This window comes from Pseudoduganella aquatica (genome assembly GCF_009857595.1).
Taxonomy (GTDB): Bacteria; Pseudomonadota; Gammaproteobacteria; order Burkholderiales; family Burkholderiaceae_D; genus Rugamonas; species Rugamonas aquatica_A.
The window spans coordinates 13,959-35,502 of the sequence record NZ_WWCU01000027.1 but is presented as its reverse complement, the minus strand read 5'-3'; the positions used below and the strand labels follow the sequence as shown (position 1 = coordinate 35,502).

At 64.7% G+C, this 21,544-nt stretch carries 18 protein-coding genes; 4 read left to right on the top strand and 14 right to left on the bottom strand.

Annotation, left to right across the window (positions count from 1 at the left end; translation table 11 throughout):
- Positions 1-97: 97 nt before the first annotated feature.
- Genes vapB through GTP77_RS20780 form a run of 3 tightly spaced genes read right to left on the bottom strand, consistent with a single transcriptional unit; the run spans position 98 to position 2,416 of the window.
- On the bottom strand, positions 98-328 hold the full coding sequence (gene vapB / locus GTP77_RS20790; protein WP_161074065.1) for a type II toxin-antitoxin system VapB family antitoxin: 231 nt from the start codon (positions 326-328) through the stop codon (positions 98-100).
- 52 nt (positions 329-380) lie between these two features.
- Positions 381-1,433: a lipopolysaccharide heptosyltransferase II gene (gene waaF, locus GTP77_RS20785; RefSeq protein ID WP_161074064.1), complete on the bottom strand. Its 1,053-nt coding sequence runs from the start codon at positions 1,431-1,433 to the stop codon at positions 381-383.
- Complete coding sequence (locus GTP77_RS20780; protein ID WP_161074063.1) at positions 1,430-2,416, bottom strand: O-antigen ligase family protein; 987 nt, start codon at positions 2,414-2,416, stop codon at positions 1,430-1,432. The genes waaF and GTP77_RS20780 overlap by 4 nt, the downstream gene beginning before the upstream one ends.
- A 328-nt stretch (positions 2,417-2,744) precedes the next feature.
- Here GTP77_RS20780 and GTP77_RS20775 point away from each other — a divergent pair, with 328 nt between their 5' ends.
- The gene (locus GTP77_RS20775; protein WP_161074062.1) at positions 2,745-3,653 is read left to right on the top strand and encodes a glycosyltransferase family 2 protein; all 909 of its coding nucleotides are present in this window, start codon (positions 2,745-2,747) and stop codon (positions 3,651-3,653) included.
- A gap of 81 nt (positions 3,654-3,734) precedes the next feature.
- Here the strand turns inward: GTP77_RS20775 and GTP77_RS20770 are convergent, their stop codons facing one another.
- A complete protein-coding gene (locus GTP77_RS20770; RefSeq protein WP_161074061.1) occupies positions 3,735-4,343 on the bottom strand; it encodes a response regulator transcription factor in 609 nt (202 codons plus the stop codon).
- 1 nt (position 4,344) lies between these two features.
- Positions 4,345-5,877 carry a sensor histidine kinase gene (locus GTP77_RS20765; protein ID WP_228893737.1) on the bottom strand — a complete coding sequence of 511 codons (1,533 nt, stop codon included), beginning with the start codon at positions 5,875-5,877 and terminating at the stop codon, positions 4,345-4,347.
- A gap of 216 nt (positions 5,878-6,093) precedes the next feature.
- On the opposite strand from GTP77_RS20765, the gene GTP77_RS20760 reads away from it, so the two are divergent.
- The gene (locus GTP77_RS20760; RefSeq protein WP_161074059.1) at positions 6,094-7,089 is read left to right on the top strand and encodes a VirK/YbjX family protein; all 996 of its coding nucleotides are present in this window, start codon (positions 6,094-6,096) and stop codon (positions 7,087-7,089) included.
- Between the two features lie 54 nt (positions 7,090-7,143).
- Entirely contained in the window at positions 7,144-7,374 is a 231-nt protein-coding gene (locus GTP77_RS20755; RefSeq protein ID WP_161074058.1) for a DUF6139 family protein, read from the top strand.
- A 3-nt stretch (positions 7,375-7,377) separates the two neighbouring features.
- Here GTP77_RS20755 and GTP77_RS20750 read toward each other — a convergent pair whose 3' ends face one another.
- Both GTP77_RS20750 and dnaE read right to left on the bottom strand, forming a co-directional pair.
- Positions 7,378-9,243: a DUF4214 domain-containing protein gene (locus tag GTP77_RS20750; protein WP_161074057.1), complete on the bottom strand. Its 1,866-nt coding sequence runs from the start codon at positions 9,241-9,243 to the stop codon at positions 7,378-7,380.
- A gap of 9 nt (positions 9,244-9,252) precedes the next feature.
- Positions 9,253-12,798, bottom strand: a complete 3,546-nt coding sequence (gene dnaE / locus GTP77_RS20745) for a DNA polymerase III subunit alpha (RefSeq protein WP_371869381.1) — start codon at positions 12,796-12,798, stop codon at positions 9,253-9,255.
- A 122-nt stretch (positions 12,799-12,920) separates the two neighbouring features.
- Between dnaE and GTP77_RS20740 the strand changes: the two genes are divergently transcribed.
- The gene (locus GTP77_RS20740) at positions 12,921-13,802 is read left to right on the top strand and encodes a sulfurtransferase (protein WP_161074055.1); all 882 of its coding nucleotides are present in this window, start codon (positions 12,921-12,923) and stop codon (positions 13,800-13,802) included.
- On the opposite strand, the gene GTP77_RS20735 is transcribed toward GTP77_RS20740, so the two are convergent.
- The 7 genes from GTP77_RS20735 to GTP77_RS20705 all read right to left on the bottom strand — a co-directional run bounded on the left by GTP77_RS20735 (position 13,799) and on the right by GTP77_RS20705 (position 21,431).
- Complete coding sequence (locus GTP77_RS20735; protein WP_161074054.1) at positions 13,799-14,875, bottom strand: Rpn family recombination-promoting nuclease/putative transposase; 1,077 nt, start codon at positions 14,873-14,875, stop codon at positions 13,799-13,801. The genes GTP77_RS20740 and GTP77_RS20735 overlap by 4 nt on opposite strands.
- Before the next feature lie 198 nt (positions 14,876-15,073).
- Positions 15,074-16,165, bottom strand: a complete 1,092-nt coding sequence (locus GTP77_RS20730) for an acyltransferase family protein (RefSeq protein ID WP_161074053.1) — start codon at positions 16,163-16,165, stop codon at positions 15,074-15,076.
- A gap of 49 nt (positions 16,166-16,214) precedes the next feature.
- Positions 16,215-16,418, bottom strand: coding sequence for a DUF6447 family protein (locus tag GTP77_RS20725; RefSeq protein WP_161074052.1), 204 nt, complete (start codon positions 16,416-16,418; stop codon positions 16,215-16,217).
- 7 nt (positions 16,419-16,425) lie between these two features.
- Positions 16,426-17,766 (bottom strand): TolC family outer membrane protein, encoded by a 1,341-nt coding sequence (locus GTP77_RS20720; RefSeq protein WP_161074051.1) that lies wholly within the window; start codon positions 17,764-17,766, stop codon positions 16,426-16,428.
- On the bottom strand, positions 17,766-19,124 hold the full coding sequence (locus GTP77_RS20715; protein ID WP_161074050.1) for an HlyD family type I secretion periplasmic adaptor subunit: 1,359 nt from the start codon (positions 19,122-19,124) through the stop codon (positions 17,766-17,768). Before GTP77_RS20715 ends, GTP77_RS20720 begins: the two co-directional genes overlap by 1 nt.
- Before the next feature lie 2 nt (positions 19,125-19,126).
- Entirely contained in the window at positions 19,127-20,959 is a 1,833-nt protein-coding gene (locus tag GTP77_RS20710; protein WP_161074049.1) for a type I secretion system permease/ATPase, read from the bottom strand.
- 250 nt (positions 20,960-21,209) lie between these two features.
- Complete coding sequence (locus GTP77_RS20705) at positions 21,210-21,431, bottom strand: DUF6447 family protein (protein WP_161074048.1); 222 nt, start codon at positions 21,429-21,431, stop codon at positions 21,210-21,212.
- Between the last annotated feature and the right edge of the window lie 113 nt (positions 21,432-21,544).

Here is a 21,544-nt window from a genome sequence, read left to right as displayed (position 1 = left end):
AAGTCGCCGCTCACTCGCCGATGTTACAACTATTTCTGCAATTATTTTCCGGGCGGGCCGCGCCTCACGGTATGCGTATCCAGAATGAGCCTCAGCATCAGAACGCCTCCCGCTCCTGCTGTGCGGGCTGGCCACGGTCGGCCATAAAGTCATCGCTCACGCCAGGGGCGTCAAACCAGCTATCCCAGCACTCCCCGGCGGGAGAAATGATTCTTGTCCTGCCCAGCACCACGACATCGACCCGCTTCACGTCTCCCGGCAACGCCACGGCTTTGGGCAGCCGTATTGCCTGACTACGATTGCTCTGAAAAACAGCACCTTGTTCCATATGGCCCCCTCGTATATACGTTTGGCATATACATTGTAGGCCTACATTAAAATCAATCGATAGGCGTCAGCATGGGCTGCAGGGTCTGCCACACTTGCTGCGGCGCGATCTTTTGCATGCAATCCTGGTGGCCCAGCGGGCATTCGCGCTGCTTGCACGGCGCGCACTCCAGGCGCAGCGAGATCGACGCGGCCACGTCGGAAAACGGCGGCGCGTGGCCGGGGTCCGTGGGGCCGTAGATGGCCACCACCGGTCGGTTCAGCGCCGAGGCGATGTGCAGCAGGCCGGAGTCGTTGCTGACCACGGCGCCGGCGCGGGCGATCAGCGCCACGGCTTCGGCCAGGCTGGTGGCGCCGGCCAGGTTGTACAGCGCCGCTGCCGCGGACCCGGCGCCGGCCACCACTTCGGCGCACACGTCCTTGTCCTTGGGTGACCCCAGCAGCGCAATCTGCACTTGCGGATGCGCCGCCACAATGGCTTGCGCCAGGCCGGCGAAATGGCTGGCGGGCCAGCGCTTGGCCGAGCCGAATTCGGCGCCGGGGGCGAACGCCACCAGCGGGCGCTGCGGGTCCAGCCCGGTGCGCGCGCAGGCGGCGGCGATCTGTTCGGCGCTCGCCTGCAGCGCCGGGCGCGGCACCGGCTGCAAGGGCGTTTGCGGCGCGCGCGCCAGCGCCGCGTAGAACGGCACCATGGGGCGCGGCGGCACGTCGTCATGGTGCATGACGTTGATCAGGCCATAGCGGCTCTCGCCTTTATAGCCCACCCGCTGCGGAATGCCGGCCAGCCAGGGGATCAGCGCGTACTTGAGGGTGTTGGGCAGCACATAGGCCGCCGCGTAGCCGCGCCGGCGCAGCTCGCGCGCATAGCGCCAGCGCTCGCGCAGCTGCAGCGGGCCATGGCGGAACGGGGTTTCCAGCACCTGGTCCACCTCGGCCATCTGCCGCCACACCGGCGCCACCTGGGGCGGCGCCAGCACGTCGATGGGCCGCTCCGGATGGGCCGCGCGCAGCAGCGCCAGCAGCGGCTGCGCCATCACGGCGTCGCCTATCCAGTTGGGAGAAATCACCAGCGTGCGCGGCGGCAGCGGCGGCGGTAGCTGGCTCATGGCGCTATCCTCTCGTCCTGCGCGTTCAGGCAAAAGCCCATCAGCAGGAACAGCATTTGTACGTAGAACATGGTGCTCAGGATGGACCAGAAGATGACCTCGGTCAGGCCGAAGCTGAAATAGCCGGTCACCAGCAGCATGCCCGCCAGCGCGGGCGCAATGACGGCGGGGCTGGCCGACTCGTGGGTTTTCAGGATGCGAAGGAAGAACAGGAAGGGCGCGAGCATGGTGAACAGATAGACCAGCAGGCCGGGGATGCCGCCGTACACCAGCACGTGCATCATGTCGTTATGGAAGTGCTCGGCCTCCAGCACGAAGGGCTGCAGCCGCCCGGCCGCCACTTCCTGCTCCAGCTCCGCGCGGATTTCCTTGTGGGTGGAGATGCGCCACGGGTGCCGGGCGGCCAGCGCCAGGCCGCCCTTCCACAGCTCCAGGCGCACGCCCACATTGGTCAGGCGCACCGTGCCGTCGAAATAGGCGGTCACGTCGTACACGCCCTGGCGCACACGGCCGCGGGTGCCGGTCCCATCAATGAAGTAAGTACTCACCAACAGCACCACCACCAGCAGCGCCAGCACCTTGGACACGCGGCTGCGCAGGAAGTGGCCGTATTTGATGAACAGCACGGCGGCAAACAGGATGGCGACCCAGCCGCCACGGGTACCGGAGGCCACCGAGCCGAGCAGGCCGGCCAGCGCGCCCAGCGCCGGCCACAGCACCTGCTTGCCCTTGAAATCGAGCACCGCCGCCAGGCACATCATGCCCATGCACAGCGCGATGTCGCCAAAGGTGATGGAGTTGATCAGGCCGCCGGGCCGGTCTATGCCCAGGCCCCAGCGCTGGTAGCAGATAAACACGGCGCCCCCCACGGTGCCGGCGATCAGGCCGGCCCACAGGGCCTTGCGGCTGGGCCGCAGCGCCAGCACGGCCAGCAGCACGGTGACGCTGAAAAAGATACGGCTGGGTTTCTCCAGTGCGCGCAATTGTATGTCGGGATGCAACAATAGACCCGCCAGCGCAAATGCGAAACTGATACCAAACGCTGTTAAAACCGTCCGAACCTCAGTAAGATGACGCAATAAGCCTGGTTTTGCTGCACGCCAGCAAAGCATGCCGGCGAGCAGAAACAGAAAGCCTACCGTGCTGACACTATTGCGCGTGATTAAGGCCAAGGCCGGCAGCAGGAAAATCAGACTGTGGATGAGATAAGATAGTGCGTTGTCTTGCAGAATGTTTTTTTTTGTAAAAGTATTATTCATTAATGTTTTGTGAGCTTATTCTTGCAAAATCAGCACAGGCAGCATCCACTTCATGCAACAAGCGTCAAAAATATCCGTCATCATCACGACCTACAACCGGCCCGACGCCCTGGCGGCAGTGCTGGAGGCCTGCTTCTGCCAGGACGATAATCAATTCGAAATCATTATCGCTGATGACGGCTCCACCCACAACACGCGCCAGTGCGTGGAAAACCTGAAGCGCCGCTCGCCGGTGCCGCTGCTGCACGTGTGGCAGCCGGATGAGGGCTTCCGCGCCGCGCGCGCGCGCAACCAGGGCATCCTGGCCGCCAGCGGCGACTACATTATCTTCCTGGACGGCGACTGCATGCCGCAGCCCAACTTCATCAGCCAGCACCGCAAGCTGGCCCGGCCGGGCTACCTGGTGACGGGCAGCCGCGTGCTGCTGAGCCCGGGCTACACGCTGCGCCTGCTGGCCGAGCGCCTCAGCCTGCGCGGCCTGACCGTGTGGGACAAGCTGAAGCTGCGCCTGACCGGCGACCTGAACAAATTCCTGCAGACCGTGCTGACGCTGCCCAACTTCGGCCGCGAAAGCCGCCGCTTCAGCTGGCGCCGCATCAAGAGCTGCAATCTGGGCGTGTGGCGCAGCGACCTGACCACGGTGAATGGCTTCGACGAGAGCTTCCAGGGCTGGGGCCATGAGGATTCCGACCTGGTGGTGCGCCTGTTCAATGCCGGCGTGATGCGCAAGGAAGGCGCGTTCGCCACCGAGGTCTACCACCTGTGGCACAAGGAGAATGAGCGCAGCCTGGAGGACCGCAACCGGCATATCGTGCTGCAGCGCGCCGCCGACAAGACCGTGCGCGCCGCGCAGGGGCTGCAGTCGCAGACGCCGGCCAACTCGGCGCCGGCGCCGCAAGCGGTGCCGCCGGGCGTGCGGCCGGCAGCGCAAGCCAGCCTGGCCGCCGCGAACGGCTCCTGACGGCGCTGGCGGCATTGGCGGGTACCGAAACACCGTAGGGCGGGTTAGGCGCAGCGCGCCGTAACCCGCCAAGCAGCGCCGCTACTCCTGGTCCAGCATGGCAATGCGCACCAGGTCGGCAACATTGCCCACCCCCAGCTTGGCCATCAGCCGCGCCTTGTGCACTTCCACCGTGCGCACGCTGATGCCCAGCTCCGGCGCGATTTCGCGGTTGTGCCGCCCCTCCACCACCAGTTGCATCACTTCCCGCTCGCGCGGCGTCAGTTCGCGCAGCAGGGCCAGGTGGTCGTCGCGCTCGCGGTTCTGGCGGCGCTGCCGCGCTTCCGACGAAAACGCTTCATCGATGGCGGCCACCAGCTTGGCGTCGTCGAAGGGTTTTTCCAGGAAGTCCAGCGCCTGCGCCTTGAAGGCGGCGCGCGCCAGCGCCACGTCGGCGTGGCCGGTGACGATGACGATGGGGATGCGGTTGCCCAGCTCGGCCAGGCGCTGCTGCACTTCCAGGCCGTCCATGCCGCTCATGCGGATGTCGATCAGCAGGCAGCCGGCCCATTCCGGACGCCAGGCCTGCAGCAGCGCTTCGCCGCTGGAGAACACGGCGGTGCGGTAGCCGCGCACGCCCAGCAGCAAGCCGAGCGCGTCGCGCACGGCAGGGTCGTCGTCGACGATAAATACGGTCAGGTCCAATGCCACGCTATTCTCCAGTTTCACCTTCCAGCGCCGGGAGTATAAAGCGGAATATGCCGTGTTCGGCCACCTCCGCCCACAATTTCCCGCCGTGCGCTTCAATAATCGCGCGGCTGAGCACCAGCCCCAGGCCCAGGCCGCTGGACTTGGTCGACACAAAGGGCTCGAACAGGCGCCGCGACAGCGCCTCGGACACGCCTGCGCCGCTGTCCTCGACCGTGATGCGCAGGCGCGCGCCGCCCAGCGCCTGCGCCGACAGCGTAATGCGGCGCTGGCCCGGCGGGCAGGCGGCCACCGAGTCGAGCGCGTTGGCCAGCAGGTTGCGCAGCACCAGCTCCACCTGCAGCCGGTCCGCCAGCACCGACACCGGCGGCGCCTGCGCCACCGCCAGTTCCACCCCCTGCTCGCGGCACTGGCTGAAGAACTGCTGCGTGATGGCGGCCAGCAGCGCGCTGGCCGGCACCGGCTCCAGGCGCAGCGCGCCGGTGCGGAAGAAGTCGCGCAGGCGCCGCACCACTTCGGCGGCGCGCACCGATTCGCTCACCATGCGCCCGATGGCGCCCTTCAGCAGCTCGCCGGTCTCGCCGCGCTCGAGCAGGTGCTCGCAGGCCTTGCCGTAGGCCGACAGCGCCGTCATCGGCTGGTTCAGCTCGTGCGCCAGCGCGGCCGCCATTTCGCCGGCCGCGGCCAGCCGCAGCGTGTGCTTGAGCTCGTCAGCCACCTGGCGCCGCTCGTCGACCACGATGCCGATAAAGAAGGCCACCAGCGCCAGCACCGCGTCCAGCAGCTGCAGCTCGGCCACCTCGATGTCGACCGCGTTGTTCCAGCGCACCAGGGTGACGATGGCCAGCTGCAGCGTGAACACGATCAGCGCGGCGCCGTACACGCCCTGGCGCGTGGCGGCCCAGATCACGGGCAGGAACAGGAAGTAGAAATGCTTGAACTCGGCCCGCGCAATGTGGCCGAACACGGCCGTGAGCATGCACACGGCCAGCACCAGGTAGCCCAGGGTTTCCCAGCGCCAGGCGGCGGCGCGCAGGCGCGCGCGGCTCTCCTCCCTGGCCAGCATCCAGATCAGCGGCATGGACACCATGATGCCCACCATGTCGCCGATGGCGAAGCGCCACACCGCCAGCGCGCCCTGCCCGGCCGGGATCTGCCCGGCCGAGGACAGCAGCGCCACATAGGCCACGCCGTTCAGCAGCGCGCCGGCCGCCACCGCCACCAGCCAGGTCAGCAGGCGGTCGCGGTTGTCGAACATGGCGCCGTTGCTGAAGTTGCGCCGCAGCCCTTCGCCGATCAGGCCGTAGCCCAAGGTCAGGCTGAGCGCGCCCAGCAAGGTGAACAGCGGCCCGGCCGACATGCCGCGAAACAATATGTCGCCAAGCAGCAACGCTGCAAACCACGGCAGCGCCGCTTTTTTTCCGTAGCGCAGCCAGTACACCAGGCCCAGCGCCGGATCCGGATTCCAGGGCGTGATATTGACGCCGTACAGCGGGTCGACATAGGTAAGCCAGTCGAGCAGCAGATATAGCAACAAGAATAATGGTCCGTGCAAATTTGACCATGCCAATGCCGAGAAGCGCCTCATAGGGCCAAGCTTTCTGCCATGTAAGTGTTTCCCTTAAGCTAATCCGCGAATTGCCAGCGCTTGCGCGCACCGATATATTTCTGATTGTAACGTAGTGTTTCCCCCGGCCCAGCCCATGCCGCCCGCATTTATCACTGAACATCGCACTCTGGAGTACCGAACAACATGCAGGCTATCACCCTCCGAGCCGGGCTGGAACGGAAATCGTTGCCCTCCATGGCCTGCGCGGCCGTCAAACTGCAAGTGCGCGCACTGGCCCATCCGCTGCTGACGCGCGGCTGGCTGCAGGCGCTCAATTCGCATGGCGCGCTGCGCGAACTGGCCCATATGCAGCCGCGCCTGCTGCACAAAATCTACCGTCCCTACCTGAGCAGCCGCCTGACCCAGCGCCAGCGCCTGGCGGCCCTGGTATCGCATTACCGTTTCGTGCTCCAGCACGGGCTGGCGCCGGTGGTGGCGCAAGCCACGAGCGGCCGGGTGGAGCTGGCCAGCTTTGCGGGCAAGTCCGGCGCGGTCTACCAGATCGACCTGCGCGCCATCGTGCCGATGGAGCGCGAAGGCGAACTGGTGCTCCAGCTGCGCTGCGGCGACACGCTGGTGTCCTCGGTGGCCTTCTCCTTCCTGGCGGACGGCCACCAGGCCTGCGTGGGCATAGGCTGCCTGCAGGGACCGCAATGCGGCGACGGCCTGGAGCTGGCGCGCGAAGCGACCCGCGACCTGCACGGCCTGCGCCCTAAAAACCTGCTGGTGCGCCTGGTGCAGCAGCTGGGCTACGCCTACGGCTGCGGCCAGTTGCTGCTGGTGGGCAACGACAACCGCGCCGTGCTGAAGCAGATCCGCAAAGGCCGCGTGCATGCGGACTACAACGCACTGTGGATGGAAATGGGCGCCCAGCCGCGCAGCGACGGCGACTACGCGCTCGCTTGCGGCCCTTTGATGGCGCCGGTGATGGAGGAGATCGCCTCCAAAAAGCGTTCGGAAGCGCGCAAGCGCCACGAACTGCTGGCGTCCGTGGCGGCCAGCGTGGTCGATGGTATTGCCGCGCGGCAGCCGCAAGCGGAGCAGCAGCCCCTGCGGGAGGCCGCACGCGAGCCGGTGCGGGAGCCGGTGCGCGATACCGAACTGGAGAGCACACTGGACGCGGCGCTGGCCGCAGCCTGAATCGGCGGGGTGCGGTAGAATCGCCGCACCACCACTACAACCTGGGAGCATGCAATGCGACTGGATATCTACCGCCGCGCCGAACACGACGGCCTGTTTTCCTACCTGGCCGTCCCCGAAGGCAAACCCATCCCGCAGGAAGCCATCAATACCGACTGGGAAGCGGCCAGCATGGCGCTGGAAGTGGACGATGGCGCCGAGGCGCTGCCCGACTTCCATATCTCCCAGCCCCACCAGCAGATCGGCGTGAAAGGCTACGCCATCACCGGCCTGAAAGACCTGTAAGGCTTAGACAAAGGGCGTGTACTCGAAGCCGTTCTGGATGGCGCCTATCACCTGGGCGTAATTCTCCGGGCTGTCGCTGAACGAGGCCAGCACGGCGGCCTGCGAGGCCAGCCCTTTATTGAGCACATCGAGCCAGTAGGCCGCGCCGTCCGCGTCCGGCGCGCGGTGCAGCACATTGCTGTACAGCAGGTTCACCAGCGTGGCGTTGCTCGGCGTGGCGCTGCCGTAAAGCTTGATGAACTCCGCGCTGGTCATGAAATTGGCGGCCACTTCGCCCAGCCCTACGCCGCGGTCCATCACCCCTATCCAGTAGCCCAGGCCGGGCAGGTCGGGCGCGCGGTTGAAGGCGGCCTGGTAGACGCGGTAAGCCTGCCCGCCCGCGCCGTCGATATCGATGGCGAGGATCTTGTCGGCAAACTTGATGCGCTCGCTCCCCACCAGCAGGTCGGTGCCGCCGGCGCCGGCCAGGTCGGCCACCGTGTAGCCATAGGCGGTTTTCGCCACCGTGTAGCTGCTGCGCGCGCCGGCGTACAGGACGGTGTCCGTGCCGGCCCCGCCATTGACGAAATTGTTGCCCGCCGTGGCGGCCAGCGTGTCCGCGCCCGCCGTGCCGCTCAGATTCAGGCTGCTCGCCACCGTAAACGCCTGCGCCGCCGACGCCGCCGACACATTGCCGTTCGCGTCGGTGGCCTTGGCGGTGACGCTGTAGCTGCCGTTGGCCAGCGCCACCGGCTGGATGCTCCAGCTGCCATTGGCGGCCGCCGTGCCCACGCCCAGGCTGACGGTGCCGTTGAACAGCTCCACCTTGGCTCCCGCTTCGGCGCTGCCGCTGAACAGCGGATGGTTGCCGCTGGCGGCCGCGCTGCCGTCCTTGCCGAACACCAGCACCGGCGCGGCCGGCGGCAGCGCGTCCAGGCTGGACAGCGCCAGCATGCCGTCGCCGAAGCGCAGCAGCTCGATATTGCGCAGCGTGTCGACGCCCTCGGCGCCGCTGACGCGCCAGTTCAGCGCGTCGAGCTGCACCACGCTGTAGGCCGCGCGCAGGCCGGCGTAGATGGCGGTGTCGGTCCCGGCGCCGCCGTCCAGCGTGTCGTTGCCGCCCACGCCTTCGAGCGCGTCGTCGGCCGCGCCGCCGGTCAGGATGTCGCCCGCGCTGGTGCCGGTGTAGTAGCGCCCGCCCCCGCTCGAGCCCACGCCCAGCAGGCCGCCCAGGCCGTCGCCGCCGTACAGCCATTTCAGCGCGGCCAGGTCGTACTGGCTGTAGCTGGCATAGGGACCGCCGGAATCGGTGTAGGACATCAAGGTGTTGGCCGTGGTGTCGCTGCCGGCCGGCAGCACGATATCGCCCTCGAAGGGGTGCTTGAGCCCCATCATGTGGCCCATCTCGTGCAGCAGCGTTTCCAGGCCCTGGCCGCCGCCCAGGAAGCTGTTCTGGCCGCCCCACTGCACGTTGTCCAGGTAGATATAGGCGTTGGCGTTATAGGCCGTGATCACCTCGCCGCTCTTGTAGGAATAGTTGATGCCCCAGCTGCACAGGCCCGAAGTATTGGCGCCGACGATGTCGGCGTAGGCGAAATGCACCTTGGCCGCCGTGCCGCTGGTGGTTTCCGTGAAGACGATGCCGGTAATGCTGCTCAGGTAGGCCAGCGCCGTGCGCGTGGCGGCCTGCTGCGCGGCCGTGAAGGCCTGCGGCGCGCTCTGGATGCTGCTGTTGCTGGACTGCAGGCCGCTGGCCGTGGAGAAAGTGTAGCTGATGGTGTTGCCGGTCGACGGCGCCAGGTAGTTCCAGGCCGGCCCGTCATCGAGCAAGGCGTCGATGTAGTTCAGGCCGGACAGCGGCGCGGTGGTGACCTCGGTAACGGTAGCCATGCTGTTCTCCTAGTATTCGACCGCCACTTCCCGCGCGCCCAGCACCTGCTCCAGCGACAGCTTGAGCGCATCCGACGGCGCCACGCGCCACTCCTCGCCCAGCTGCACCACGCAGTCCACGCCCTGGGGCTTGACCCGCATGGCCACCGGCAGGCCGTTGGCGTCGCGGTAGGGGGTGAGCACTTCCTGCAGCTTGGCCGCGCTCACCGTGGTGGGCATGGTCCAGCCGAACTGCTGGCCGAACTGGCTGCGCGCGGCGATGATGTCGTACACCTTCTCGGCCGAGATGCGCAGGCCGCCCGAGAAGCGGTCCTCGGACACCTTGCCCACTACGGCCAGGAACTCGTCGTCCTTGAACATGCGCTTGTTCTCGTCGAACACCTCGCTGTAGACGGTGACCTCGACCACGGCGCTCTTGTCGTCCAGCGTGACGATCCACAGCTTGCCGCGCTGCGTCATCTGCGGGCGCATGCCGGTGATCACGCCGCTCATCATGCGCGGCTCGCGCGACGGCTCCAGGTCGGCCAGCCTGGTGCGCGAGAAGCGGCGCGCTTCCGGCGCGTAGGAATCGAACATGTGGCCGGACAGGTAGAAGCCCAGCGCGATCTTTTCCTCGGCCAGCTTCTGGCGGTCGGTGAAGGGGGCGCACTTCACGTATTCGGGCGGCGCCACCAGGTCGGAATCGTCGCCGCCGAACAGGCTGACCTGGTTGGCCGCCTTGGCCTCCTGGTCCGCGCATTCCATGGCGAAGGTGACCGTGGCCAGCAGCACGGCGCGGTCCACCTCCAGGCAGTCGAAGGCGCCGCTGCGTATCAACGCTTCGATGGTGCGGCGGTTGATCTGCTTCTTGTCCACGCGCTTGCAGAAATCGAACAGGCTGACGAAGGGCCCGCCCGCTTCGCGCGCGGCGATAATCGCCTCGATCGCGTTCTGGCCGGCGCCCTTCACGCCGCCCAGGCCGTAGCGGATCTGCGTGACCTTCTTGCCGGTGACGGAAGGCGCTTCGCCGTCCGGACGGAAGCGGTAGGCCGACTTGTTGATGTCCGGCGGCAGCACGGTCAGGCCGCAGACGTCGATCGAGTCCTCGACCAGGATCTTCACCTTCTCGGTGTCGTCCATGGCCAGCGACATATTGGCTGCCATGAAGGCGGCGGGATGGTGCGCCTTCAGGTAGGCCGTGTGGTAGGACAGCAGCGCGTAGGCGGCGGCGTGCGACTTGTTGAAGCCGTAGCCGGCGAACTTTTCCATCAAGTCGAAGATCTCGTCGGCCTTCTCGGCGGACAGGCCGTCCTTGGCGGCGCCGGCGCGGAAGATCTCGCGGTGCTCGGCCATCTCTTCGGCTTTTTTCTTGCCCATCGCGCGGCGCAGCATGTCGGCGCCGCCCAGCGAGTAGCCGCCGACGATCTGCGCCATCTGCATCACCTGCTCCTGGTACACCATGATGCCGTAGGTTTCGGACAAAATGGATTCGGTGCGCGGATCGGGATAGTCGAAGCGTTCGCCGTGCTTGCGCTTGCAGAAGTCGGGAATCAGGTCCATCGGGCCGGGACGGTACAGCGCCACCAGCGCGATAATGTCCTCGAAGCGGTCGGGGCGCGCGTCCTTCAGCATGCCCTGCATGCCGCGCGACTCCAGCTGGAACACGGCCACGGTCTTGGCCTTGGTCAGCAGTTCGTAGGAGGCGCGGTCGTTCAGCGGCAGCTTGGCCAGGTCGAAGTCGGCCTCTTTCGGATCGAGGTCCTTGATGTAGTTGACGGCGCGGTCCAGGATGGTGAGCGTGGTCAGGCCCAAAAAGTCGAACTTGACCAGGCCCACGGCCTCCACGTCGTCCTTGTCGTACTGCGACACCACGCCGCCGTCGCCGCCCTGCGTGTACAGCGGGCAGAAGTCGGTCAGCTTGCCCGGCGCGATCAGCACGCCGCCGGCGTGCATGCCGATATTGCGGGTGATGCCCTCTACCTGCTGCGCCAGGTCCAGCAGCTGGCGCACCTCCTCCTCGTTCTGCTGGCGCTCCTTGAGCATAGGCTCCTCTTCGATCGCCTCGGCAATCGAGACCGGCTTGCCCGGCTTGAACGGGATCAGCTTGGACACGCCGTCGCAGAACATATAGCCGAAGTCCATCACGCGGCCCACGTCGCGGATCGCGCCCTTGGCCGCCATGGTGCCGAAGGTGGCGATCTGCGACACGGCGTGGTGGCCGTACAGGTCCTTCACGTGCTGGATCACGCGGTCGCGGCCTTCCTGGCAGAAGTCAATATCGAAGTCGGGCATCGATACGCGTTCGGGGTTCAGGAAGCGCTCGAACAGCAGATTGTATTTCAGCGGGTCCAGGTCGGTAATGAGCAGCGAGTACGCCACCAGCGAGCCCGCGCCCGAACCCCGGCCCGGTCCCACCGGCACGCCGTTTTCCTTGGCCCACTGGATAAACTCGGCCACGATCAGGAAGTAGCCGGGGAACTTCATGTTGCAGATGGTGTCCGTCTCGAACTTCAGGCGCGCCTCGTAGCGCGGGCGCTCGGCCTCGCGCTTGACCGGGTCGGGGAACAGATGCTCCAGGCGCGCTTCCAGGCCCTTCTTCGACTCGGCCACCAGGAACTCGTCGATGGTCATGCCGGGCGGGGTGGGGAAGTTCGGCAGCTGCGGCTTGCCCAGGGTGAGCGTGACGTTGCAGCGCTTGGCGATCTCCACCGAGTTTTGCAGCGCGGCCGGCAGGTCGGCGAACAGCTCGCCCATCTCGGCCTGCGTGAGGAAGCGCATCTGCTCGTTGTAGCGCTTGACGCGCTTGGCGTTGGCGATCATCTCGCCGTCGGCGATACAGATGCGCGCCTCGTGCGCGATGAATTCGTCCGGCGACATGAACTGCACCGGGTGGGTGGCCACCACCGGCAGGCCCAGCTTGGCCGCCAGCGCCACCGAATGGCGCACCTGGGCTTCCTGGTTGGCCTGGCCGGCGCGCTGGATCTCGACATAGAAATGGCCGGGGAAGATGGCGGCCCACTTCTGCGCCTGGCGCTCGGCCAGCTCCAGGTTGCCGTTGTCGATGGCGGCGCCGATGTCGCCGTACTGCGCGCCGGACAGGGCGATCAGGCCGTTGTCGGTGCGCTCGTTGGGCAGCAGCTCGTAGGTCTTGTTGGCGCGATCGGCCAGCCACTCGGTGCGGATCTCGGCCCGGCCCTTGTACTGGTTGGTGAGCCAGGCGGTCGACAGCAGTTCGCACAGCTGCAGATAGCCCATGCGGTTTTTCGCCAGCAGCAGCAGGCGCGAAGGCTTGTCGCGGTTGTCGTCGTTGGTGATCCACACCTCGCAGCCGATCACGGGCTTGATACCCTTGCCGCGCGCGGCCTTGTAGAACTTGACCATGCCGAACAGGTTGCCCAGGTCGGTGACCGCCAGCGCCGCCTGCTTGTCCTTGGCGACCGCGCCGATCAGGTCGTCGATGCGCACCAGGCCGTCGACAATCGAGTATTCCGAGTGCACCCGCAGGTGGACGAAAGCCGGGCCTTGCGGCGGATGCGCGGCGGCTGCGGCGCCGCCTTCTTGTTCGATTACCATCATGTTCATGCTGCTGCTCGCCAGTGTTCCAATGAGCTGCTATTCTACCGCGCCGCCCACTGCTTAGGCAGCATGGTCGATGGCTTATAATAGCGGCTGTTCCGCATTTTCCCGAAAAACGCACCATGCAAGCTCACACCTCCAGCGCGCCCGCAGCAGCGGCGACTCCGTATGTCAACATCGCTGCCTACAAATTCATCACGCTCGACAACCTGGAAGACCTGCGCCCGCAGTACCAGGCGCAGTGTGCCCAGCTCAAGCTGAAGGGCACCATCCTGCTGACGCCGGAAGGCATCAATATGTTCCTGTCCGGCCTGCGCGCCGACATCGACCAGTACCTGGCCTGGGTGCGCAGCGACGCCCGGCTGGCGGACCTGGAAGTGAAGGAAAGCTTGTCGAGCGAGCAATCGCACAAGCGCATGCTGGTGAAGATCAAGAAAGAGATCATCACCATGCGCATGCCGCTGATCAAGCCGGAAGAAGGCCGCGCGCCCTTCGTGGAAGCGCACACCCTCAAGCGCTGGCTGGACCAGGGCCACGACGACGCCGGCAAGCCGGTGGTCATGGTCGACACCCGCAACGACTTTGAAGTGGACGTGGGCACCTTCGACAACACGGTGGACTACCGCATCAAGAAGTTCACCGAGTTCCCGGAGCTAATCGAGGCGCACAAGGCCGACTTCGACGGCAAGACCGTGGTCACCTTCTGCACCGGCGGCATCCGCTGCGAAAAAGCCGCCATCCATATGCAGAACATCGGCTACGACAACGTCTACCAGCTCGAAGGCGGCATCCTGAAGTACTTCGAGGAAGTGGGCGGCGCGCACTACACGGGCGACTGCTTCGTGTTCGACTACCGCACCGCGCTCAATCCGCAGCTGGAGGCGGTGGAAACCACGCAATGCTTCGCCTGCCGCGCCGTGGTCACGCCGCGCGAGCAATTGTCCGAGCAGTACGTGTACGGCGTGTCGTGCCCGCACTGCCACGGCAAGCAGGCCGCAGCTTAAGCTGCCGCCCCCAGCAGTTCTACCGGGCGCTCGCCATCGATCGCCCGGTCCAGCCACTGCTGCAGCTGCTCCGGTCTGGCAATATCAATCCGGGCGATAACAGCGGGCGGCAAGGGGCCGGCGTCGCGCTCCAGCAGCCGACGCAGCGTCGCGCCGAGTGCCTGGCAGATTCCAATCTGCAATCCTTCCTGCCGGCCTTCCTGCCGGCCTTCCTGCCGGCCTTCTTGCCGGCCTTCCTGCCGGCCTTCCTGCCGGCCTTCCTGCCGGCCTTCCTGCCGACCTTCCATTAATCCCTGCTGCACCGCTTCAAATTTCAGCTGGTCGGCAAACGTTTTGAATATCGGAACGTAGTACATGGTGCGCACCTCCTCCAACGAGCATTTCCTGGGTATCTTAATCTCCTTGAAGCGCCGTCGCAAATAGCGCTTCACCCATAAGGTAATGGTGCGGCGCAAGGCCTCATTGTGTCGGCCGCGCAGCCAAGTTTCAATGCAAAGCAGCGCAGGCAGCAACGCTTCCGCCGTGCCAAACTGGGTACATTGGAAGAGCGCCTGCACCACGTTCGACGGCCTGGTCATTGGCTGCAACGCACACCGGGCTGTGTCCAGCAGTAAGTAGCGCTGCTGAGGTTGGTATTCATCCAGCTCGCCATCTTGATCCTGCAGATCCAGCATGGAGACAGCAGAGGTCCAGGGCCGCATACCGGTATACAGGACAACAGGCAACAGCTTGGGGAAGGGCCGCCCAGCTGGAAGCAGCCGCTGCTTATGCAAGTCCTCCAGCAGCAAACCGGTGTACACCTGCATCCGCAGCGCCATATAGCAATCCGGACGCGACTGGAATTCCAGCAGCACGTACAGCTCGCGGGGCCCACCAACAGACTGCACGCGCCACACCATATCGTCATGCCTCTGCTGGCCGTCATCGCTGGCGTAGCTGCCATTCACGCGCCGGCACCCTTCCGCATTCAAGTTGCGGGCCCATCCGAAAGGCAAGCAGACGGCCAGCAGCTCGCACACCAACTCGGGGTGCGCGAATAGTTGCCTGTAGCTGCTGTCATGGTCGGCGCGCATGGCGAAATTGTAGCGGCCGATGATAGCGTCAAGCACCGCAGTGAAACCGAAGTTTGAGCGGGCGCAAACCAGCGTACCCACCGGCGGCGGGAGTGGCGGGTTACGCGGCTGCGCCGCTAACCCGCCCTACGGCGCGGTCTTAAAAACACGCGTAGGGCGGGTTAGTGCGGCGCAGCCGCACGTAACCCGCCATGGCCACTACACTGCCGGCTTGTCGCCGTAGCTGCGGCGCAGGCGCAGGAAGGGCTGTTCGATCACGTGGTAGCTGAGCGCGGACATGGCCCAGGTGGCGCCGTAGGCCAGCGGGAAGGCCAGCAGCGCGTCCAGTACGCGGCTGCCGGTCCAGTGCGGCAGGCCGATAAAATTGGCCAGCACGGTCAGCGCCGCCATGTGCAGCAAATAGAACGAGAAGCTGATCTTGCCGCCATGTTCGAGCACGCGCTCCACCACGGCCGGCATGCGACGCTCCCAGCCCACCCAGCACATAATCAGGCAAGTCCAGCCGAACGCTTCCAGCATGGACCAGAAGATCCAGAATTTGTCATGCGAGGCCGGGTCGAAGCGCGACACCGAGGCTTGCAGCACGCAGTTGCCATACACCAGCGCCGCTGCCAGCGGCACCAGCCAGGCGCCGTGGCGGCGCAGCTGCGCCGCATGGCGGCTCACGGCGAACGCACCCAGCATGCCGATCAGGAACTGGTCGAAGCGCCCCACCAGGGTGCTGAAGAACATCAGCGTGCTCTTCTCATTGGCGGTGTAGGCGGCCAGCTTGAGGAAGAGCATGATGCCCAGCAGCTGCAGCAGATAGCTGGCGCCGCGCTCGAGCGCGAAGCGCGCCAGGAAGGGGAACACCAGATAGAAGGTGAACTCCACCGAAATACTCCACGCCGCGCCGGTGACCACCGTGTAAGACGTGGGCGCCAGCCCCAGGTTGGTGGCCAGCACATACAGCAAATCCTGCGGCGCGAACTTGTCGCGGCCGATGGAGGTGGCCAGCACAAACACCACCAGGAACAGCGGCACGATGCGCAGCAGGCGGTTGCGCAGGAAGTCGCGGTAGACGATGTGCTGCTGGCGCTGCGCGATCTGCATGAACAGGAAGCCGGACAGGGCGAAGAACAGGCCCACGCCGGTGTGACCTTCGGTGACCGGCGCCAGCAGCACGTTGTACTGCGGCACGCCGCCCTGGCGCATGTACTCGTGGTAGTAGTGGAACAGGAAGACGATGGTGACGGCCAGCCAGCGCAGCTGGTCCAGGCGCGGGTTGTAGGGGAGATTGAGAGATTTCATGGCCGCAATCTTACCCTACAACCAAGTGCCGCCACCAGCGGCGGCGGCCTTACTGTATCGATCGTGGCACAGCCAGGCGCAGCGCGTTTTCGTAGGCGATCCTGGCGGTGCTGCACAGCGCCAGCCGCGAGCGCAAGGCCGCCATCTCCTGGTCAACAAAGCGCAGATTGTTGACTTGCTCCTGCGCTTCCGCGCTCAGCTCCGACACCAGATAGCTGACGCCATCCACCGTTACTTGCAAAGGCTCGTCCATTGCACGCTCAACGGAAATACCCGGCCATCTCGCGGACATCGCTGGACGACAGCGTACCGGACGCGGCGCGCAGCTTGAGATAGGACAGGATGTAGGTGTAGCGCGCCTGGGCCAAGTCGCGCACGGTCGCGCTCAACTGGCGCTGGGCATCTAGCAGGTCCAGATTGATGCGCACGCCGCCCTTGATGCTTTGCTCGGTTGCCTGCACCAGCAGTTTGCCCGAATCAACCGCCTTCATCAGCGCTTCGATCTTCTTCACGCTGCTTACCAGCGAGTCGTAGTCTTTGTTCAGTTCCAGCATGGCCTTGTCGATCTCGGTCTGCAGATCGGCCTTGGCCTTTTCGCGGTTGGCCACGGCCTGGCGGGTGGAGGCGCTCACCGCGCCGCCGGCATAGATCGGCACAGTGAGCTGGAAGCCGATGCTGCGCGTGGTGGACGACTGGTTAATGGTATTGATGGTGTCCGAGTCGGACTTGCCATAGGAAGCCACCGCGTCCAGGCGCGGGAAGTGCCCGGAGCGCTGCTTGTTGATCTCCTGCTGGCCGATCTCGACGCCAAGCTTGCGCGCCCGCACTTCATTATTGCTTTCCATAACCAGACGCTGCCAGCCTTCCAGGCCCAGCTTGTCTTCGGGTGGACGGTGGAAGGCCGGCGTCAGCGGATCCAGTTCCCCCAGATTCACGTCCGCGCCGACGATGGCTTGCAAGCCGAGGCGGGTGGCAGCCAGGTTGTCCTCCGCCTCCAGCACGGCGGCTTCCGCCACGTCCAGGCGGGCGCGGGTTTCCAGCATATCGGTGCGGGTGCCCTCCCCCTTCTCGAGCATGCGGTCATTGACCTTCATGCGCTCAACATACGTGTCGCGTTCGCTTTTCGCCAGCGCCAACTGGTCCTGCTTGAACAGTACTTCGATATAGGCCCCCACCACGCGCATCGCAGCCTGCTGCGATTCACTCAGGAAGACCGCCTCGCTGTACTCGGTTTGCAGTACGCCCTGCTTGTAGCGCGCCAGCGCGTCGAAGTTGACCAGCGTCTGGCGCACTTGCACGCTGGAGGAGCGGCTGATGTAGTCCTGATTCACGGAGTGGCCGTTGCTGGTGATCTCGCTCTTGGCCTTGCTGCCGTTATAGCTAGCGGAAATACTGGGCAGCAAGCCGGAACGGCCCAGCACGCGGTTTTCCTTGCCGGCTTCCTTGGCATAGTAGGCCGCACGATAGACGCTGTCGTTTTTCAGCGCGGCCTCGTAGGCTTGCATCAAGCCCAGCGCGGAGGCGCCAGAGCTGTGGGCCAGCAACGCCGCCCCGACGGCCTGCACCAGCAGGCCACGTTTCGATCGCAGAAAGTGCCGCATTACTCCTCCGACATCGACGTTTTGGCGCGGTCCAGCACCGGTTTCAGCAGGTAGCTCATCATGGTGCGCTCGCCCATCTTCACGAACAGCTCCACCGGCATGCCGGGACGCACTTCCAGCTTATGCTGCTGCATCTCTTTCAGGCCGGCAGGGGTCACCCGGGCTTGCACCGTGTAGTAAGGCTGGCCGGTGTGATCGTCGATCAGGCGGTCCGGCGATACCTTGGTGACCACGCCGGGAATGTGCGGTGTGGTATTGCTGTTAAATGCGGAGAAAATCAGCTCGGTAGGCAAGCCGGCGTGGACTTTGTCGACCAGATTGACCGGCAGGCGGCCCTCGACGATCATGGTGTCGCCCAGCGGCACCACGTCCATCATGCGGAAGCCCGATTGCACCACGCCGCCCTTGGTAAACACCGCCATGCCGATCACGACGCCATCCACCGGCGACTTGACTTCGATATTGTCGACGGCATAGCTTTCCGCCTTCAGGCGGCTTTCCAGCGCTTGCGCCTCTTTCTGCACATCGGCCAGCTGCGAACCGATTTCGCGCTGGTATTCGTGGCTGCGCTGCGAGCGCTTGAGCATCATTTCAGCGATCTGGCGCTGGGTACGGCCTATGGCGCCGGCATTCTCGGCCAGTTCACCGTTCAGCTGCACATAGTTGCGCTCCAGATCCAGCAGCTTGCTGCGCGCCACATAGCCGTCCTTGGCCAGGTCGCGTACATTGTCCAGCTGCTCTTTCAGATACGCGCCCTGCTGCTGCTTGCTTTCCCGGACCGCCTGGAGCGAGTTCAGCTGGAACTTCAGGCCTGCGGCGGTTTCTTCCATCGCGGCGAGTTCGTTCTGCAGGCCAATCTGGCGCGCGCTCATCAGCTGCGACTGCAGCGCCATATTGGCCACCACGCGCGGGTCGTCCTTCAGGCTGGCCACCACTTCCGGCACGCTGAATGTAGACTTGCCGTCACGCTCGGCCATGAGGCGCGCCTGCGCGATCGAGGTGGAAATCAGCTGCACCTTGGTAATTTCCGCCTGCGCCTTCACCTGGACGCCGTTCATGCGCACCAGAACTTGACCCTGCTTGACGGTGTCGCCTTCTTTGACGAGGATGTCCTCGACGGTGCCGCCGTTCTGGTGCTGAATGGATTTGCGGTTGCCTTCCTTGGCCACGTTGCCCGGCATGGGCACGCCCTTGTCGAGCGGCGCAAAGGTAGCCCACAGCAGGAAACCAAGCACGCCCACCAGGACAATAATCCAGCCCAGCTTGCTATAAACGCGCGCATCCGTGTTGACGGTCAGCGGCGCCACATCATGGCTGATGACTTCGGTCGCAGTAGCTTTAGTATCGATCAGTTTCATATTCATTCCTGTTCCGTGGTCGCCTTGCCGCCATCCGCCGCTTGCGCCGCCTGGCTTGCCGCCTGCTCAACGGCGGCTTGTTGCATGGCCGCCTGCTGGGCCTTGGTTTGAGCTTGCTGCGCCTGTGCCTGTTGCTGCTGCGCCAGCGCTTTCTGGTTCTTCTGCAGCGCGGCCAGGACCTGGTCGCTTGGGCCAAACATGTCGACCGCGCCGTCGCGCAGCACCAGCAGCTTATTGGTCGCGGCGATCGCGCTGGTGCGGTGCGTGATCAGCACGATGGTTTTGCCGTGCTTGCGCAGGTCGGCAATGGCCTGTACCAGCGCTTGCTCGCCGACGTCGTCCAGGTTGGAGTTCGGTTCGTCCAGCACCACCAGGGACGGGTCGCCGTACATGGCGCGCGCCAGGCCCAGGCGCTGGCGCTGGCCGCCCGACAGGCCCGCGCCGCCGTCGCCCAGCAAGGTGTCGTAGCCGTCCGGCATATGCAGAATCATGTCGTGGACGCCGGCGCGTTTCGCCGCCAGGACCACTTTCTCAGCGTCGATCTCGCCGAAACGCGCGATGTTGTCCGCAATGGTGCCGCCGAACAGTTCAATATCCTGCGGCAGATAGCCGATATGCGGACCCAGTTCGGCCTTGTTCCATTGGTAGATGTCCGCGCCGTCCAGGCGCACCTTGCCGCTAGCCGACGGCCACACGCCGACCAGCAGGCGCGCCAGCGTCGACTTACCCGAACCGCTAGGGCCAATAATGCCCAGCACATCGCCCGGATGAATGCCGAAGTTCACGCCCTTCAGTAGCGCGGCCTTGGCGCCGGGAGGGGCGGCAATAACGGCTTCAACCGTCAGCGTGCCCTTGGGTTTCGGCAGTTCCATGCCGGCCGGCCGCGCCGGGTTTTTTTCCAGCAGAGTGTTCAAACGCTCATATGCGCTGCGGGTGCTGCTCAGGCTTTTCCATACGGCGATCAACTGCTGCACCGGCTGCGTCGCACGGCCCAACAGGATGGAGCCGGCAATCATCATGCCTGGCGTGATTTTATTTTCGAGCACCAGCAAGGCGCCCAGACCCAGGATCAGCGACTGCATCGACAATTGCACAAACTTGGTGAATCCGCCGATCAGGCCGGCCTTCTCGCTGGCTTCCGCCTGCAGATGGAGGAACTTGCCGTGCAGCTTGAACCAGCGGCCCATCAGGTTGGGCAGCATGCCCATGGACTCGATTACTTCCGCATTGCGCAAATTATTGGTGGCGAGGGAGCTGGATGCAATCGCCATCGAATTCGCCTCCGCAAGCGGTTTGCGGGTTGCGCGCTCATTCACATAGGCCAGAATCACCAGCACGACTACGCCAACCAGGGCAAACCAGCCCAGCGATGGCTCAAACAAAAACATCACGATCAAGTAGAACGGGAACCAGGGCGCATCGAAGAAGGCAAACAGCGCGTTGCCGGTCAAGAATTGGCGCAGGCTGGTCAGGTCGTTCAGGGACTGCCCGGCGTTGCCGCCGGCTTGCTTCAGGTTCTGCTCGAAGGCAGCCGTGTAGACACGCCGATTCAGCTCCATGTCGAATTTGGCGCCGACGCGGATCAGAATAAAGCTGCGTATCAACTCCAAACCACCCAACACCAGATAGGTACCCAGCAGCATCAGCGTAATCATCAGCAGCGTGATTTCGTTCTTGCTTTGCAGCACGCGGTCGTAGACCTGCAGCATGTACAGCGACGGTGCCAGCATCAGCAAGTTGGTGATGGCGCTGAAGACCCCTACCGTATAGAAGGTGCTCTTGAAGCGAAACAGGATCTGCTCGATTTCGCTCTTGGGATTGAGTAGTTTTTTCATGTGATTGACTTGCTAAGTACGGCAGAAAGGCACAGCAACGGCACGTTGCGCCCCTCCAGGAGGGCGGCGCCCGAACTGCGGCAGGCGCGGTGCACACGGCAGCGCGCTCGATTAAAGACGAGACATTATCGCCTAAAACCGCAAGAAAATGTGACGTAGATCACATTTTTGGGCATCCAAGAGCAAAAAAGCTTGTATCAATTCGTAACCCGCAGCGGCGCAGGGGCGCCTGCGCTGCCGACCGGTTTGACTAAAATTTCAGGATTTCATCCTGAACAGGCGCTTGCAGCGGCGCCAGCGCCTCGTTCAGCGCCCTGGCGTACGTGCTGCGCGCGGTGCGCAGCACGGCTATCTTGGCCTGCAGGCGGTCCAGTTCGCCATCCACGAATTGCAGGCTGCGCAGCTGTTCTTTGGCGGCCTCCGGCAGGGTGTCGAGGTCATAGACCTGATTGTCGATAGTGATAGTAGGCATAGTTGTCTCAATAAAAATAATGACGCTAAAAGCAGGAAGACCCCACTGCCTTGCGGGCAATGAGGTCTTGTTCGACTCTACTTACCACCCGTCGCCGAAGCTCGGGGTGGAAG